Origin of the sequence: Streptococcus australis, assembly GCF_047463015.1 — a bacterium.
Taxonomy (GTDB): Bacteria; Bacillota; Bacilli; order Lactobacillales; family Streptococcaceae; genus Streptococcus; species Streptococcus australis_F.
The window spans coordinates 36675-53853 of the sequence record NZ_JASHER010000006.1 but is presented as its reverse complement, the minus strand read 5'-3'; the positions used below and the strand labels follow the sequence as shown (position 1 = coordinate 53853).

The window sequence follows — 17179 nt, the reverse complement described above, 5'->3', positions numbered from 1 at the left end:
AATTTGGCTCTATGGAGAAGTCTGCTCTTTTAAGCCTTTCTCAAAACTTGGAGAAGGGGCCTCGACTTGAATTTTCTCTAAAGTGAAGGGGTGAGTGAGTCGTAAGCGATGGGCATGGAGCATGAGGCGAGGAGCTCTTTCGGGGTTGTAGAGAGGATCTCCCACGATCGGATGGCCGTGGTGAGAGAGGTGGACGCGGATCTGGTGAGTGCGACCTGTCTGGAGCTGGCAGTTGACCAAGCTGGTGCGTTTGAAAGTCTTTAAGCTGGTCACATGGGTTTCCGCATAGAGGCCCTTTCGAGGATCAACAATGCGTTTGCGTCGATCGTGGCGATCCCGGCCCAATTTGTCCTTATAAACCAGCTGCTTTTTGGGTAAGTTGCCTAGGATTAAGGCCCAATAGTCTCGTTGGATTTTCTTGTCTTCCAACAGCCGATTCAGGACGGGTAAAACAAAGGGATTCTTGGCAAAGACAAGAGCTCCGCTAGTCTCCTTGTCTAAGCGATGGACTACATAACAGGTCTTCCCGACATAAGTGGAGACGTGATTGAGGAGGGCGATTTCATCTGGTTGATTGGCGTGCGTTTTCATGCCTTCCGGTTTGTTCACGATGATGAGGTGCTCATCTTCATAGAGGGCTTGGACCAGGCTAGCATCTCCTGCTAGGAGATCCTTTTCTTCATAATCTTCCGGATCAAAGGTGAGGGTCAGTTGGTCACCAGCCTTAAGCATGGATTGCCAATGGACAGTCTCCCCATTGACTTGAACATGTTTTTTAGTTCGCAAAAAATGACGAATCTTTCGTGGGATGAGAAAATAATCTTCAAGGGCCTCTTTAACCGTCATGGCGGGCAAGGCGCTTGGTATCGTAATTGTATAGTGCATAGTGTTATTGTATCAGAAAGCAAGAGGAAAGAAAAGGCGAGAAGGAGGAAGAGGGAGGGAGGAACAAGACGCTGAAACCCGCTCTAGTGTGGACTAGATGGCAACCTTAAAGAAAGCTAAAAGCATCCTTTCTTGCGAAGGTCTTTCTTGTCTAGACGTTAGGAAGGTGATAAAATAGGGACTATGAACAAATTAAAAGAATTAATGGAGGGAATGATTCGTCATTTCCAAAGAGAAAAAAAACCAACGAAAATTGCGGAAGAGGTTGAGTTATCAACAGACGGGGAGGAGCAAGCTCCAACCTATAGCCGCTTGGACAAGTCACGGAGAAAATCTCACTCCCAACATCCGATCAGACGCTTTTGGCGCAAGTATCACTTGACCAAGATCTTCTTACTGATTGGCCTGACCTTTAGTCTCGTCGTCGGAGGTTATCTTTTCTACATAGCCAAGACGACCAATGTAGCAGATTTGCAAAATGCCCTCAAGGCAACCACGATCATCTATGATAAAGATGGGAACCAAGCAGGTAGCCTAACAGGACAAAAAGGGACTTACGTTGAGTTAGATGCCATTAGCGAAAACTTACAAAATGCGGTTGTTGCGACGGAAGACCGGAGTTTCTACAAAAATAGTGGGATTAACTATGGGCGTTTCTTCCTGGCGATATTGACTGCCGGTCGCTCAGGTGGGGGATCGACGATCACCCAACAGTTGGCCAAAAATGCCTATCTTTCTCAGGACCAGACGGTTGAGCGGAAGGCTAAGGAGTTCTTCCTAGCCCTCGAGATTAACAAAAAGTATAGTAAGAAAGAAATCCTGACCATGTACCTCAACAATGCCTATTTTGGCAATGGGGTTTGGGGGATTGAAGATGCTTCTAAGAAGTATTTCGGTGTATCTGCTAGTGAGTTGACTCTGGATCAGTCGGCTGTCCTTGCCGGTATGCTCAAGGGGCCAGAAATTTATAATCCCCTTTATTCGGTCGAGAATGCAACCAATCGTCGCAATACGGTCCTACAAAATATGGTCGCAGCTGGCTATATCGATCAAGCGACAGCAGATCAATCCGCTGCAGTTGATATTCATGGCCAACTGGTGGATGCCTATGAAGGCAAGTCAGAAGATTATCGCTACCCGTCCTATTTCGATGCGGTTATCAACGAGGCTGTCAACGAATATGGCCTAACAGAAGAAGATATCATCAAGAATGGGTACCGGATCTATACAGAGATGGACCAGAATTACCAAGCCAGCATGCAGGTCATCTACGACAATGTGGATCTCTTCCCTGTTGCTGAAGATGGCACGCGGGCAGAATCTGGTAGTGTAGCTCTGGATCCTAAGACTGGAGGAGTGCGGGCAATTGTCGGGCGCGTGGCTAGTGACCAAGATGCTGGCTTCCGAAGCTATAACTATGCGACTCAATCTGCTAGAAGTCCTGGTTCTACCATTAAACCTCTCGTCGTGTATAGTCCAGCTGTTGCCAACGGCTGGTCAACCAACAAAGAATTGGACAATACGACCAAGGTCTACGGCAGTTATACAGTCGATAACTACGGCGGCATTCAAGGTAGCCCGACCGTACCTATGTACCAAGCCTTGGCAGAATCTCTCAACCTTCCAGCTGTAGCGACAGCCAATGAGTTAGGGCTCAATACTGTCTTTGATTATGGGAAAAAATTTGGCCTCAATATGGACAATGTGGATAAATCTCTCGGAGTAGCCCTGGGATCAGGCGTGACGACCAACCCTCTTCAGATGGCTCAGGCTTATGGAACCTTTGCCAATGACGGAGTGATGAACGATGCCCATCTCATTACCAAGATTGAAAATGCTAGCGGTCAGGTGGTGAAAAGTCACAGTCAGAAATCAAAACGAGTGCTCAGCAGCTCAGCCAATAAGAAGATGACCAATATGATGTTGGGAACCTTTACCAACGGAACGGGTGTCAACGCAGCACCGTATGGTTATACCATGGCTGGTAAAACAGGAACGACTGAAACGGACTTCAACCCCGATCTTTCCGGAGACCAGTGGGTCATCGGCTACACGCCAGATGTGGTCATTAGTCAGTGGCTAGGTTTTCCTAAGACGGATGAAACCCACTATTTGACAGGGACCAGTGCAGAGACAGCCTCAGTAATCTTCCGAAATGTAGCCAATAGCGTCCTACCTTATACAGAAGGAACCAGCTTTGATAATGAGGAAAATTCTTACCAGGAAAATGGCATTGCCCCTGTCGGTCAAGAAACAGAAACTGAGAGTCCAGAAGAGGACAAGGGCTTCTTTGATACAGTCAAAGAACGCGCTGCAGGTATCGTAGACGATGCCAAGAAAGCCATCGATGAAGCAGATATTCCTGGAAAAGCACAAAATGCCTGGGATACTTTCAAAGGTTGGTTTGGATTCTAAAAATAGATGCTTAAAAGATGGTAAGGTTCCTTGCCATTCACAGTCTTCTTAGAAACTTTCCTTAGGTGAGTACGGACGTCAGCGAACTTCGAAGAAGTTCCATGACTAATTATTGAGCCTAAGGTCTCAATAATTCCGAGTGCTTGAAACGTAATGTTTCAAGCACTTTTCTCACGGCGGAAAGTTTCTGAGAAGATGTTGAATGCAAAGAATTTTTTTCAATACTTTTCGATGCTCAGACAGCTGTCGATAGGGTAACAAAAAAGCCTTCAGATGATGATCTGAAAGGCTTTTGTTTTTAGTTTCATTACAAGTCTTCGTCGGAGACGCTGAAGGTATCTCCGTGTTCAAAGTCACCGTATTGGTAACCACGTTTGAACCAGCGCATACGTTGTTCAGAAGTCCCGTGGGTGAAGCTATCAGGAACGGAGTAGCCATAGGCTTGTTCTTGAAGGGTGTCATCTCCCACGGCGTGGGCAGCATTGAGCGCTTCTTCGATATCTCCCGCCTCCATGAGGCCTTGCTCTTCAATGTAGCGAGCCCACATACCCGCATAATAGTCAGCTTGAAGTTCCAAACGGACATTTAAGGCATTTTTTTCTGTCTCACTTTTCCCTCGGATGGCTCGCTGGTAACTTTGAAGAGTCCCCAATTCGTTTTGGATGTGGTGGCCGACTTCGTGAGCGATGACATAAGCCATAGCAAAATCGCCGCTAGCCTTGTATTTGGTGGTTAGCTCTTTATAAAAGCTGATATCCAAATAGATCTTTTGGTCTGTCGGACAGTAGAAGGGGCCGGCAGATGCTTGGCCTACACCACAGCCAGTTCGAGTTTGACCCGTATAGAAAACCAAGGTTGGCTTGTGATAGGTTCGGCCTTCTTTTTGGAAGGTTTGCCCCCAGAAATCCTCAGTAGTTCCAAGGACTTGACTGACGAATTTGCTATCTCCGTCACTCACCTGGGTATTGCCTTGGCGAGTGACTTGTCCTGAGTTATAGTTCTGCGTGGTTTGGCCCTGGTCAAAGAGCCCGCTCAATCCAGCTCCGCCACTCAAAAAGATGAGGACCAGGATCAAGATTAGTTTGCTCTTGAAGCTTCCAGGTGAGAGGAGGATTTGTAAAATACCACCCCCTAAATTCCCACCAGAGCGGCTAGATGAGTAGCTTCCACCATTTTGCCCGCGACGGTCTTCAATGTTTTTACTTTCTTTCAGATGATCGCTTTTCATAATTTCTCCTTTATCCTCTATATTGTACCAAATCGTAGAGAAAAGCCAAACAAAATGCGCTCCCAAAGAGCAGAAGAACTTGTCAAATAGTGGAAAACTTGCTATAATGGTGTGAATGGAGGCGTTATGGCATTAAAAAAAGCAAGTCTAGCGTGTACGGTTTGTGGGTCACGCAACTACTCAATCAAGTTGAGTGCGACGCCAAAACCCAAACGTCTAGAAGTTAACAAGTTTTGTAAACATTGTAGCAAATATACAATTCATAAAGAAACCAGATAGGAGAATGTTGTGAAATTTTTTAAAGATATTTTTGTCTTGCTGAAAAACACGACTTGGCCAAATCGCAAGGAAAGATGGAAAAATTTTATCTCAGTAATTGAGTACACCGCTTTTTTTGTAGCTTTGATTTATTTGTTTGACCAAGTAGTGGCTAAAGGTATTTTGAAGATCATCGATATGTTCTAAAAAAAGAAACAAATCTGCGTCCCATGTGGATGCTTTTTTTCTTGTCTTGCTAAAGAAAAACAAGAGAAACTTCTTTGATTTCTCCGGTTTTATGTTATAATGGAGCTAGGAAAACAAGAGCCAGAAGGCTTTTTTTAGTATCGTGATGAAACGAACCCCTTCTGGTAGATAAGAAAGGAAATAAAAATGGATAGTTTTGACAAAGGCTGGTTTGTCCTACAGACCTACTCAGGATATGAAAACAAAGTGAAGGAAAACCTTCTTCAACGCGCACAAACATATAACATGTTGGAAAACATCTTGCGTGTAGAAATCCCTACTCAAACTGTGCAAATTGAGAAGAACGGGAAAACAAAAGAAATCGAAGAAAATCGTTTCCCTGGTTATGTCTTGGTAGAAATGGTCATGACGGATGAAGCTTGGTTTGTCGTTCGGAATACACCAAACGTAACTGGATTTGTTGGATCACACGGGAACCGTTCAAAACCAACTCCCCTTTTGGAAGATGAAATCCGTAACATCTTGATCTCAATGGGACAAACCGTTCAAGATTTCAACATTGATGTGAAGGTAGGAGATACTGTACGCATCATCGATGGAGCTTTTGCAGATTACACTGGTAAGATCACAGAAATCGATAACAACAAGGTGAAAATGATTATCACCATGTTTGGAAATGACACTGTGGCAGAAGTCAACCTCAATCAAATTGCAGAATTGTAATGGATGAAAGAGAGTGGGACAGAAATCGGTCATTCGTTAGAATTCGATTTCGTCGTCCCACCTCCGCACAGCTTCAACAGTCTGGGAGACTGTTGAAGGTTGCAGATAAAGGAAACTTTGTTTCCCTCATTAGGTCATATTTGGAGCTTAAAAGCGAACAAAGACTTAGGATACTTGCTTCGCAAGTTCTATCCACCACCTCAAAGCAGTGCTTTGAGCACTCAACCACTGCGTCTTGCTAGACAATCAAAAAACAATTAAGAGGCTAGGACTTTTGTCCCAGCCTCTTATTCAAAGAAACCCTCCAAGACGTTGGTCTTGGAGGGTTTGTGTGTTATGAAAAGGACTTCTATCCCATCGGTGAGAAAAGCAGCTAAGCGCTTGAATAGGATTAGAAAAGAATCCCGAAAAAGGGATTTTTATGCAGGTTCAGAGACTTGGAAGACTGTTTCTTTGTCAAAACCGACAGAGTAGTCCTTTCCGTCTTCACCTTTCCAAGTAAAAATCGTCGCGTAGCCAAAGACGAAAACAGTTTCTGGACGGCCGTGTTTTTCAATGACTTCTTTAGCTGTCATTCCAGGTTGAATATCCTTGAGATTCGTAACCTTTTTAGAGTTAGGCAAGGTTGCAATTTTGTTAGTGGCTTGACCTTTTTCATTAAAATCAATCAAGATAGCACTGCCATCTCCATGCCAGTAAGCACCATTGCCAGAAGTGGAATCAGTAGGACCTAACTTGCTGATGGCTTCTTCTTTTGAAGTAGGAGCAAGGGCTTCATTTCCAACAAGGATTTCCACTTTAATTTCTTTGAAGGCAGCCCATTTTGGCATTTCAGGGATATCCCCGATAGCTTCCAGTGATTCTCCTTGGTCCATCAAACTCATTGTATAGTTAGGATCCTCGCGCGTGTTAGAGTCTGAAGAGCTAGAAGAATGATCGTCATCGAAACCTGATGAAAAATCCTTTTTGCTAGATGACTTTTTAGAGTATGAACTTCTAGAACTCTTAGAGCTTTTAGAGGTTTTTTTAGAGCTACTTACAAGAGGTTTTCTTTGTTGAGTCTCTTTTTGTGCTGGTTGGCAAGCGGCGAGCATGGCCAAAGAGAGGATGCTGAGAGCAGATAAGGTCACTTTTTTCATCATATCTTTTCCTTTCATAATTGGAAAACACGATCACTGACAAAGCAGCGAAAGTGAGATTCAATCAAGCTGATGTATCAAAAAAGCCCATTGCTGGGCTCATTGATATTTGTTTGTGAAGGCGGTAGACGGATTTGAACCGACGATCAAGCTTTTGCAGAGCCGTGCCTTACCACTTGGCTATACCGCCACAACATATTCTATTTTATCTTAAAAATCAGATAAGGTCAAGAAAAAATTTCAGACAAAAGGTCTGTGAAAGGGAAAGAATGAGAATTTTGCAGAAAAAATAAAGGAAGGAGGGAGACTCTGAAGAAAAGCAGGAAAGTCTAGGAATTTCTCTCAAATGACTTGCAAAAAGCTTCTAAATCTGCTATACTTATAAAGTTGCGTAAGGCAATAAATACTCATCCCGGAACCATTGTGGCACCGTTGCCCTTGTGGTCGTGTTGCAAGCTGACGTCTGGGAGAGGAGAAAAAAACAAAAAGGAGAATTTACTCATGGCAGTAATTTCAATGAAACAACTTCTTGAGGCTGGTGTACACTTCGGTCACCAAACTCGTCGCTGGAACCCTAAGATGGCTAAGTACATCTTCACTGAGCGTAACGGAATCCACGTTATCGACTTGCAACAAACTGTAAAATACGCTGACCAAGCATATGACTTCATGCGTGAAGCTGCTGCAAACGACGCAGTTGTATTGTTTGTTGGTACTAAGAAACAAGCTGCTGAAGCTGTTGCTGAAGAAGCTGTTCGTTCAGGTCAATACTTCATCAACCACCGTTGGTTGGGTGGTACCCTTACTAACTGGGGAACAATCCAAAAACGTATCGCTCGTTTGAAAGAAATCAAACGCATGGAAGAAGAAGGGATCTTCGACGTTCTTCCTAAGAAGGAAGTTGCACTTCTTAACAAACAACGCGCTCGTCTTGAAAAATTCTTGGGTGGTATCGAAGATATGCCTCGTATCCCAGACGTAATGTACGTTGTTGACCCACACAAAGAGCAAATCGCTGTTAAAGAAGCTAAGAAATTGGGTATCCCAGTTGTAGCGATGGTCGACACAAACACTGACCCAGACGATATCGATGTAATCATCCCAGCTAACGATGATGCTATCCGCGCTGTTAAATTGATCACTGCGAAAATGGCTGATGCTGTTATCGAAGGACGTCAAGGTGAAGATGCAGTTGCATCAGTTGAAGCTGAATTGGCAGCAACTGAAACTCAAGCAGATTCAATCGAAGAAATCGTTGAAGTTGTTGAAGGCGACAACGCTTAATTCGTATAAATAGTAATTACCTAGGAGGGCGGGGCTTAGCCCGGCTCTCCTATTTTTAAAAAAATATAGGAGAAACAAAATGGCAGAAATTACAGCTAAACTTGTTAAAGAGTTGCGTGAAAAATCTGGTGCTGGTGTCATGGACGCTAAAAAAGCATTGGTTGAAGTTGAAGGTGATATCGAAAAAGCGATCGAATTGCTTCGCGAAAAAGGTATGGCTAAAGCAGCTAAAAAAGCTGACCGTGTTGCCGCTGAAGGTTTGACTGGTGTTTATGTGAACGGTAACGTTGCAGCAGTAGTTGAAGTAAATGCTGAAACTGACTTCGTTGCGAAAAACGCTCAATTCGTTGAATTGGTTAACGCAACAGCGAAAGTAATCGCTGAAGGTAAACCAGCTAACAACGAAGAAGCTCTTGCTTTGACAATGCCTTCAGGTGAAACTCTTGAAGCAGCATACGTATCTGCAACTGCTACAATCGGAGAAAAAATCTCATTCCGTCGTTTTGCTTTGCTTGAAAAAACAGATGCACAACACTTTGGTGCTTACCAACACAACGGTGGACGTATTGGTGTTATCTCTGTTATCGAAGGTGGAGACGAAGCCCTTGCTAAACAAATTTCAATGCACATCGCTGCAATGAAACCAACTGTTCTTTCATACAAAGAATTGGATGAGCAATTCGTGAAAGATGAGTTGGCACAATTGAACCACGTGATCGACCAAGACAACGAAAGCCGTGCAATGGTTGGTAAACCAGCTCTTCCACACTTGAAGTATGGATCTAAAGCTCAATTGACTGACGAAGTTGTCGCTCAAGCTGAAGAAGACATCAAAGCTGAATTGGCAGCTGAAGGTAAACCAGAAAAAATCTGGGATAAAATCATCCCAGGTAAAATGGATCGCTTCTTCTTGGACAACACAAAAGTTGACCAAGCATACACTCTTCTTGCACAAGTCTACATCATGGACGACAGCAAGACAGTAGAAGCTTACCTTGAATCAGTAAATGCTTCAGTTGTTGAATTTGTTCGCTTTGAAGTTGGTGAAGGTATTGAAAAAGCTTCAAATGACTTTGAAGCAGAAGTTGCAGCTACAATGGCAGCAGCTCTTAACAACTAAGAATAAAAAATAAGAGGTTTCGCTGGAAACCTCTTTTTTGTAAGATAAAGTGATCTAGCTATTTTATGTAAAAAATAGGTTGTCTACATACTAAGAGGACTGAAACAGATGTTTCAGTCCTTTTAGTGATTAATGCGCAAAGGTATCCAGTCCAAAGAGGAGCGAGAGAAATCCCATGATGAGACCTGCTAGGACAACTCCCAGCATAACAGCAAGGACGCTCCGTTTGAAGTCCCAGTCTAGAATAGAGGCGGCGAGGGTTCCAGTCCAGGCTCCAGTTCCTGGTAAGGGAATACCGACGAATAGGAGTAGGGCCCAAAAGATTCCCTTATCCCCTGCAGCTTCTTCTAGTTTTTGTCCTCCACGATGTCCCTTGTTGAGACACCAGGTAAAGAAATTCCCTATAACAGGCTTTTCTTTCCCCCACTCCAGGATATGGCGAGCGAAAAAGAAAATAATAGGGACAGGAAGCATGTTGCCAACGACCCCAATCAGGAGGGCTTGCCAAAGAGGAATTCCGCTAGAGATGGCGTAGGGAACAGCTCCACGAAGTTCTACCAGAGGAATCATGGAGATCAAAAAAGTAATAATGTAGTTCATGTGTCATCCTTTCAATTCATCCTTTTCATTCTACCTTATCTCCGCTGGAATGACAACTGTTTCAAACAGGAGAATTCCTTTTGAAGGCATGTGAATAGAGGGAGCTCGAATCCTTTGTATTAAATTGGGATCATCCTCACGATTTCTTTCTCAAGTTCTCGTATATGAAAGAAGTGTTATTATAGATTAATTCTCCAGACAAGGCTATTTTTGCTAATAAAAATCAGTTCGACAAAGTATAGTTCTTTTAGTACAAACTATATATTCTTAGCTAGCTCTCTTGTTTAAGCCTCAACTTTTGGTATAGTTAAAATGTAGAGTTTCTTTTTTTGCAAACGCATTTTAGAAAGCGCTTACATTGTTAAAAATCCCAAGAGGAGGTTAAATATGGGAAAGTCTTTTTTTGAAAAGCGCAGTGTATTTAGTATTCGCAAGCTCGCGGTTGGAGCTTGTTCTGTATTAATCGGTGTATCTTTTTTTGGAGCTCCATCTGTCTTAGCTGAAGAAGAAGGAAGAGCTGTAACAGAAGAGGAGATGACAGCCACAAGGGAAGCGTCAGAGGTGACGAATGGAGAAGTTGGGACAAGTGATAAAGCTTCAACAACCTTAGAGGCACCTGCTGTGATTACCCCTGAAAGAAATGAGAGCGAAATCGAAAAGCCACAGGGGGAACCTCAAACAAGTGAACGTTCTGCTGGGGCTACTGAAGAGGCTACCAAGGATCAAAAACAAGTAGCGGAGGACATGGTGCAAGATCGCGAACGAGACTTTAACAAGGACTGGTATTTCAAGTTAAACGCAGCTCCTGGTGCAGAAGGGCGTCAAGTGGATGTCAAGGATTGGAAAAAATTAGATCTTCCTCATGACTGGTCTATTTTCTTTGATTTCGATCACAACTCTCCTGCTCAAAATGAAGGGGGGCAATTAAATGGAGGGGATGCTTGGTATCGCAAGACCTTCCGTTTGGAAGACAAGGACCTCGATAAGAAGGTGCGTTTGGAATTTGGTGGAGTTTACATGGATTCCAAAGTCTATGTAAACGGACAATTTGTGGGTCATTATCCAAATGGCTACAATGCCTTTTCTTATGATATTACTCCTTATTTGAATGCGGATGGAAGTGAAAACACCATCGCGGTTCATGTGGTCAACCAACAGCCAAGTAGTCGTTGGTATTCTGGAAGTGGGATTTATCGTGATGTCAAACTCAGTGTGACGGATAAGGTCCATGTAGCTAAGTATGGGACCACCATCACGAGTCCAAAATTAGAAGAACAACAGAATGGGGCAGTCGATACTCTTGTGAAGAGTCGTATTGTCAACCAAGATGATCAAGCCCACAGTGTGTATGCGGAATACGAAATCGTCGATCAAAATGGTCAAGTGGTCAGTGAAAAGGTGCGCAGTGAAGTGCAATCCGTTTTGGCTGGTCAAGAGATCAACCTGTCTCATACTCTTCATGTTGAAAAACCGACCCTCTGGGATGTCAAAACCAATAACCCAGCCCTTTATACTCTGTATACACGGGTCTATCGGGATTCGCAATTGGTCGATGTGCAAAAGGAACGCTTTGGTTATCGCTATCTCAACTGGACACCAGAAGGTGGCTTCTTCCTTAACGGAGCGGCTACGAAATTCCATGGTGTTTCCCTTCACCATGACCATGGAGCCCTCGGAGCTGAGGAAAATTACAAGGCTGAATACCGCCGTCTCAAACAGATGAAGGACATGGGGGTCAATGCCATCCGGACGACCCACAACCCAGCGAGTGAACAAACCCTGCAAATTGCGGCCGAGTTGGGCTTGATGGTCCAAGAAGAAGCCTTTGATACCTGGTATGGTGGCAAAAAGCAATACGATTACGGTCGATTCTTTGAAAAGGATGCAACACATCCAGAAGCTCGTAAAGGGGATAAGTGGTCTGACTATGACCTTCGGACCATGGTAGAGCGAGGCAAGAACAATCCTTCCATTGTGATGTGGTCAATCGGTAACGAAGTCGGTGAAGCAGATGGATCTGATAAGTCTGTCGCAACCGTTCGTCGTCTGGTCAAGACCATCAAGGAAGTGGATGCAACCCGCTATGTCACCATGGGAGCTGATAAATTCCGCTTTGGTGATGGATCAGGAGGGCATGAAAAGGTAGCGGCAGAGCTCGATGCAGTTGGATTTAACTATTCAGAGGCCAACTATGAAAGCCTACGCGCTAAACACCCAAACTGGCTCATTTATGGTTCTGAAACCTCTTCTGCAACGCGGACACGGGGCTCTTACTATCATCCTGAAAGAGAATGGGTCGGAAGCAACCAAGAAGACCGCCACTATGAACAATCTGACTACGGCAATGACCGGGTTGGTTGGGGTCGGACAGCGACAGCCTCTTGGACCTTTGACCGCGATCATGCCGGCTATGCAGGGCAATTTATCTGGACAGGTACCGACTATATCGGTGAGCCAACACCATGGCACAACCAAAATGACACACCTGTGAAAAGTTCTTATTTCGGTATTGTCGATACTGCCGGTCTTCCGAAGAATGATTTTTACCTCTACCAAAGTCAATGGTTGTCAGCTGAGAAACATCCAATGGTCCATCTCTTACCGCATTGGAACTGGGAAAATCCAGAATTGGCCAATCGTGTCATGGATGAAGAAGGTCGGATCCCTGTTCGTTCCTTCTCTAATGCCCACAGTGTGGAATTGATTGTCAATGGGGAATCACAAGGGGTCAAGACCTTTACCAAGAAGACCACAGCAGATGGCCGGACCTACCAAGAAGGGGCAAATCCGGATGAACTCTATCTAGAGTGGTTGGTTCCTTATGTGCCAGGTAAGGTGGAAGCTATTGCCCGCAACGAAGCAGGCGAAGTGATTGCCCGCGATCAAATCGAAACAGCTGGGAAGCCAGCCGGTGTTCGCCTGCTGAAAGAAGAACACGCCATTGCAGCAGACGGCAAGGATCTGACCTATATTACCTATGAAATCGTCGATGAAGCAGGTCGTGTCGTTCCAACTGCCAATAATTTGGTGCATTTCCATTTGCATGGACAAGGCCAAATTGTCGGCGTCGACAACGGGGAACAAGCCAGCCGGGAACGCTACAAAGCGCAGGAAGATGGCTCATGGCAACGTCGGGCCTTCAACGGCAAAGGGGTTGTCATTGTCAAATCGACTGAGCAGGCGGGTGCCTTTACCCTGTATGCAGACTCAGACCGCTTGCAGTCAGACCAAGTCAGCCTCTTTACTGGTAAGAAGGACCAGGAAGAACGCTCTGTCTTGGGAGTCGAACCGGTTCGAACTCAAGTGTACTTGGGACAAAATCCTGAACTTCCAAGTCACGTATCTGTTGTTTATAGTGATGGCAAGGCCCAAGAAGAAGCCGTCGAATGGGATGCGGCAGACTATAGTCGTGCTGGCCAAGTCCGGGTGACAGGTCATGTTCAAGGACGGACGGTCGAAGCTCTGGTCGATGTGATTGGTGTGGAGCAAGTCCTTCCAGTCATCAAACAAATCCCGCAGGGAGCAGATCTAGCGACAGTGGATAAGACTGTGCAATTGGTCTTTACAGATGGCCGAACAGTTAGCTATGAAGTTGATCAATGGACCTTGGAAGCTGGTCAAGAAGATCAGTTATCCACACCAGGTGCTCGCTTGAAGGCGACAGGTCTCCTAGGCAATGGGGAAACGGTCCAAGCGACGCTAGTGGTTGCAGGAGGAGATGTAGCCAAGGCTAAGAAACCAACGGTTCAGCTAGATGGAGATGGAGTAGCTCTTCCAAAATTTGGTAGTGGCAACCATACCATTTTCCGTTCCCTCGCTTATGGGCAAGAGCCAGGTCAAGTCACAGCAAGTGCAGAAAATGCCCAAGTGACAGTCCTACAAGCTAGCCGTGAAAATGGTTTGAAGGCTCAAATCTATGTTACCGCTAAGGATACGGGAGCTGTACAGACCTATGTGGTCCAATTCCAAGAAGAAAGTCCACAGATCCAGCGCCTAGAATTGCGTCTGCCAAAAGGGCAAGAACTCAAGGAAGACCAAACAGTACCACTTGAAGTCATTGCTCATTACCAAGATGGTAGCCAGGCAAGTCTCAAAGCAGATCAAATCGATGTGGCAACAGCAGCGGGAAGTCAAGGAAAAGCAGTCGCAACCAATAAAGGTTTGGAATTGCGAGAAGCAGGATTGGTTCATTTAGAAGCCAACTTCCAAGGAAAAACAGGGGAATTAACCTTTACCATCACGCCAAATCCAGAAGAAAAGACGGTTGTCAAGGTGCGTCCTGTACGGATCAGCACCGATCGAAACGTTTTGCCAGCTCTTCCGGAGACCGTCTTGGTCGAGTATGATAAGGGATTCCCGAAAGAAAAACGTGTGACCTGGGATGCCGTGACAGCGGATCAAGTCAAGGATTATCATAGCTTTACAGTCACAGGTCATGTAGAGGGTGTGGAAAAAGAAGCCCAAGCTCAAGTCACCGTTGAAGGCATTATCGCTGTAGAAGAAGTCAGCACGACAACGCCAGTTGGTGAAAAACCAGCCCTTCCAGAAAGCGTGCGGACTTATCACTCCAATGGCAAGACCTATGCTGCCAAGGTGGCCTGGGATGCGGTCGATCCGCAACTCTTGACCCAAGAAGGAGAAGTTGTCCTAGCAGGCCGTGTAGAAGGAACCAACCTTCCAACACGTCTTCATATTCGTGTTTCTAGCACCACAGTCAAGGGAGCCAATGTAGCTGAGCAATGGACAGGATCAGTCTTGCCACTCGCCTTTGCAAGTGACTCTAACGATGCGGATCCAGTTGCTAAGGTCAATGATAAGGTCATCTCCTTTACCGATGTTCCAGCTAACCGTTGGACCAACTGGGGCCGTGACAATGCGGAAGATTCTGTTGGTATCTTGTTTGGGGATTCTGGTATCTTGACCAAGCGAGCAGTGGACAACCTCCATGTTGGTTTCCACGAAGACCACGGCGTTGGCGCTCCAAGTGAATATGTGATTGAGTACTATACAGGGGAACAAATCCCAACTGTTCCAAGCAATCCAAATCGCGTCAAAGACGAAACAGACCATCCATTTAACAATCCAGCCAACTGGAAAGAAGTCAGCAACCTCACCGTTCAAGAACCGGTAGCAGCTGGCAAGATGAATCATTTTAGTTTTGATAAAGTCGACACTTATGCGGTTCGGATCCGAATGAAGACACCAGAAGGCAAACGTGGAAGCTCTATTTCAGAGATTCAGGTATTTGCCAATAAGGTTGCGGCAGAAGAAAAGAGCCAAGTGACCATTCGTGTCAATGGTGAGGTTTTGCCAGGGGTCAACCCAAGTGTGACAGATTACTACATAGATGCGCGTGATCGGGCTTATCCACAAGTGGAAGCCACAGCTAGCCATCACGGCCTTGCAACGGTTGTGCCAAGCGTCCATGAAGGTGAGCCAATCCGTGTCATCCACAAAGCGGAAGATGGCACCATCTTACAAGAATACCGCCTCCATCTCACAAGCGATGCAGAAAAACTGAAACAAGCTGTTCCAGTAGCAGTAGAAGCAGGCAGACGTTTTGTGAAAGTCGGTCAAGATCTAGTTCTACCATCTACAGTAGGTGTCTACTTTAAAGGGGACACAGGTTATGAACGCAAGGAACTGACGGTGGACTGGCAGGCTATCCCAGCTGATGCACTTTCTCATGAAGGCAGCTTCACGTTAGAAGGAAAAGTCCTCGGCTATGATCTGACAGCTCAGCTGACCGTTCGGGTGTCAGAAAAGACAGGAGAAATCCTCTCTGTGAACCGTGACTACAATGCAGAGGATACCAGAGCATTTGCTAGTGAAACCAACGATCTCGATCCAAATCAAATCGACTATATCGATTACATCAATGATGGTGGCTACAACGAGTACTACCGTTGGACCAACTGGAAGAGAGAGCCAGATCAAACAGAAGTGTTTGCTGGTCTCATCTTCAAGAAAAATGGTCAAGTAACAGAGCGCTTAGTCAATAAAGTAGCGGTCGACTTCTTTGCAGATCAGGAAACAGGTCTGCCAACGAAAACGGTTCTTGAACGCTATATTGGTCCAGACTTTGATGTCCCAGATGATTACGGCAATTTGAAGAATCTTCCAGATCATCCATTTAACCAGGCCTCTAACTGGGAAGAAATCCCGTATAGCTTGGATTATGCCTTTGAGCCTGGTTATATCTCTAACCTCAGCTTCAACGAAACCAGAACGAAAGCCATCCGTTTAAGAATGGTCCGTGATGAAAATCTTAAAGGAATTGGAATCATTGAATTGAGCACCTATGCCCCAACAGAAGAGGCCCAGGCAACAACTGATGTTACGATCCAAGTGAATGGCAAAGACCTAGAAGGTTTTAAACCAGATGTGACAGATTATCATCTAGAGTATGAGGGAGAACGTCCAATCGTTTCAGCACAAGGCAAGAATGGAACAGCCGTTACGGTCATCGATGCTAAAAGTGCCAATGCTCCGGTTCTTGTCAAGGTTGTCTCAGAAGATGGCAAGCTAGAAACAGTATATCAACTTTCTCTATCCGCAAAAGCACCTACAGGCTCAGCCATTCCTGAAGAAGGGGTTAAGAATCTGGTCCATACCAAACCAGAGTTGGTGATTGAGCCAGAAGAGATGGACTTTGAACGCTTAGAACGTCCAAATGCGGAACTTCCAAAAGGAGAGAAACGTGTGGTTCAAGAAGGTCAAAAAGGCCGCAAATTGCGCTTGGTGGAAGTTTCTCAAGAAAATGGTGTGGAAAGCCGGAAGAAACTGGATGCCTTTGTAGAGCTAGATCCAGTGGCAGAAATCACAGAGGTGGGCACGAAAGAAGTACTTCCAGACACTCCACAACCAGAGCCACAGCCAGAACCTCAGCCACAACCAGAGCCACAACCGCAACCACAGCCAGAGCCGCAACCACAGCCACAGCCAGAGCCGCAACCACGGCCAGAGCCACAACCGCTTCCGAACCCAGAACATCCTCATGGCTCAGAAGGACCAGTAGCTACCCCAACTCCTCAAACATCTCTTGAGGTCAAAGCAGTGCGTCAGGAAGGGACAGATGCAGCAGGGAAGGAAGTCGAGAAAACAGCTCAAACGCCAGCAGTTTCAGCAACTTCAGTTTCCGAAGGTAGATTACCAAATACAGGAACGGAAGAAAGCGTCGCAAGCCTTGTGGCAGGTCTCTTAGCAGCAGGTCTTGCCGGTGCTGTGCTGGATGATCAGAAAAAAAGAGCCGATAAGGCCAAGTAAAAAAGCTGGATAAACCAGCAAACATACGGTGAAAAGATCACAGGTAACAGAAAG

Annotated in this window: 11 protein-coding genes and 1 tRNA gene; 7 read left to right on the top strand and 5 right to left on the bottom strand. The window is 45.4% G+C overall.

Annotation, left to right across the window (positions count from 1 at the left end):
• Positions 1-9 precede the first annotated feature (9 nt).
• Complete coding sequence (locus QM873_RS06770; protein ID WP_414279036.1) at positions 10-885, bottom strand: RluA family pseudouridine synthase; 876 nt, start codon at positions 883-885, stop codon at positions 10-12.
• Between the two features lie 183 nt (positions 886-1068).
• On the opposite strand from QM873_RS06770, the gene pbp2a reads away from it, so the two are divergent.
• Positions 1069-3300, top strand: a complete 2232-nt coding sequence (gene pbp2a / locus QM873_RS06765; protein ID WP_414279035.1) for a penicillin-binding protein PBP2A — start codon at positions 1069-1071, stop codon at positions 3298-3300.
• A 307-nt stretch (positions 3301-3607) separates the two neighbouring features.
• Here pbp2a and ypfJ read toward each other — a convergent pair whose 3' ends face one another.
• Positions 3608-4528 carry a KPN_02809 family neutral zinc metallopeptidase gene (gene ypfJ, locus QM873_RS06760; protein ID WP_414279034.1) on the bottom strand — a complete coding sequence of 307 codons (921 nt, stop codon included), beginning with the start codon at positions 4526-4528 and terminating at the stop codon, positions 3608-3610.
• Between the two features lie 126 nt (positions 4529-4654).
• Here ypfJ and rpmG point away from each other — a divergent pair, with 126 nt between their 5' ends.
• From rpmG to nusG, 3 genes are all read left to right on the top strand, one after another.
• Positions 4655-4807 carry a 50S ribosomal protein L33 gene (gene rpmG, locus QM873_RS06755; RefSeq protein WP_006595433.1) on the top strand — a complete coding sequence of 51 codons (153 nt, stop codon included), beginning with the start codon at positions 4655-4657 and terminating at the stop codon, positions 4805-4807.
• 9 nt (positions 4808-4816) lie between these two features.
• Positions 4817-4993, top strand: coding sequence for a preprotein translocase subunit SecE (gene secE, locus QM873_RS06750; protein WP_023024653.1), 177 nt, complete (start codon positions 4817-4819; stop codon positions 4991-4993).
• Between the two features lie 186 nt (positions 4994-5179).
• Complete coding sequence (nusG, locus tag QM873_RS06745; RefSeq protein WP_006595435.1) at positions 5180-5716, top strand: transcription termination/antitermination protein NusG; 537 nt, start codon at positions 5180-5182, stop codon at positions 5714-5716.
• A 419-nt stretch (positions 5717-6135) separates the two neighbouring features.
• On the opposite strand, the gene QM873_RS06740 is transcribed toward nusG, so the two are convergent.
• The gene (locus QM873_RS06740) at positions 6136-6858 is read right to left on the bottom strand and encodes a hypothetical protein (RefSeq protein WP_243635763.1); all 723 of its coding nucleotides are present in this window, start codon (positions 6856-6858) and stop codon (positions 6136-6138) included.
• A 116-nt stretch (positions 6859-6974) separates the two neighbouring features.
• Positions 6975-7045: transfer RNA gene (locus QM873_RS06735), tRNA-Cys, on the bottom strand.
• A 311-nt stretch (positions 7046-7356) separates the two neighbouring features.
• Here QM873_RS06735 and rpsB point away from each other — a divergent pair.
• Complete coding sequence (gene rpsB / locus QM873_RS06730) at positions 7357-8139, top strand: 30S ribosomal protein S2 (RefSeq protein ID WP_414279033.1); 783 nt, start codon at positions 7357-7359, stop codon at positions 8137-8139.
• A gap of 79 nt (positions 8140-8218) precedes the next feature.
• Entirely contained in the window at positions 8219-9259 is a 1041-nt protein-coding gene (gene tsf / locus QM873_RS06725) for a translation elongation factor Ts (RefSeq protein ID WP_023024647.1), read from the top strand.
• Positions 9260-9388: 129 nt separating this feature from the next.
• On the opposite strand, the gene QM873_RS06720 is transcribed toward tsf, so the two are convergent.
• Positions 9389-9859, bottom strand: coding sequence for a COG2426 family protein (locus tag QM873_RS06720; protein WP_048716691.1), 471 nt, complete (start codon positions 9857-9859; stop codon positions 9389-9391).
• A 387-nt stretch (positions 9860-10246) separates the two neighbouring features.
• On the opposite strand from QM873_RS06720, the gene QM873_RS06715 reads away from it, so the two are divergent.
• Entirely contained in the window at positions 10247-17125 is a 6879-nt protein-coding gene (locus QM873_RS06715) for an Ig-like domain-containing protein (protein WP_414279032.1), read from the top strand.
• The last annotated feature ends 54 nt before the right edge of the window (positions 17126-17179 follow it).

Bases quoted from the DNA above. Each gene is read 5' to 3' on its own strand.
- QM873_RS06770 (WP_414279036.1), bottom strand. From the start codon at position 885: ATGCACTATACAATTACGATACCAAGCGCCTTGCCCGCCATGACGGTT.
- pbp2a (WP_414279035.1), top strand. From the start codon at position 1,069: ATGAACAAATTAAAAGAATTAATGGAGGGAATGATTCGTCATTTCCAA.
- ypfJ (WP_414279034.1), bottom strand. From the start codon at position 4,528: ATGAAAAGCGATCATCTGAAAGAAAGTAAAAACATTGAAGACCGTCGC.
- rpmG (WP_006595433.1), top strand. From the start codon at position 4,655: ATGGCATTAAAAAAAGCAAGTCTAGCGTGTACGGTTTGTGGGTCACGC.
- nusG (WP_006595435.1), top strand. From the start codon at position 5,180: ATGGATAGTTTTGACAAAGGCTGGTTTGTCCTACAGACCTACTCAGGA.
- QM873_RS06740 (WP_243635763.1), bottom strand. From the start codon at position 6,858: ATGATGAAAAAAGTGACCTTATCTGCTCTCAGCATCCTCTCTTTGGCC.
- rpsB (WP_414279033.1), top strand. From the start codon at position 7,357: ATGGCAGTAATTTCAATGAAACAACTTCTTGAGGCTGGTGTACACTTC.
- tsf (WP_023024647.1), top strand. From the start codon at position 8,219: ATGGCAGAAATTACAGCTAAACTTGTTAAAGAGTTGCGTGAAAAATCT.
- QM873_RS06720 (WP_048716691.1), bottom strand. From the start codon at position 9,859: ATGAACTACATTATTACTTTTTTGATCTCCATGATTCCTCTGGTAGAA.
- QM873_RS06715 (WP_414279032.1), top strand. From the start codon at position 10,247: ATGGGAAAGTCTTTTTTTGAAAAGCGCAGTGTATTTAGTATTCGCAAG.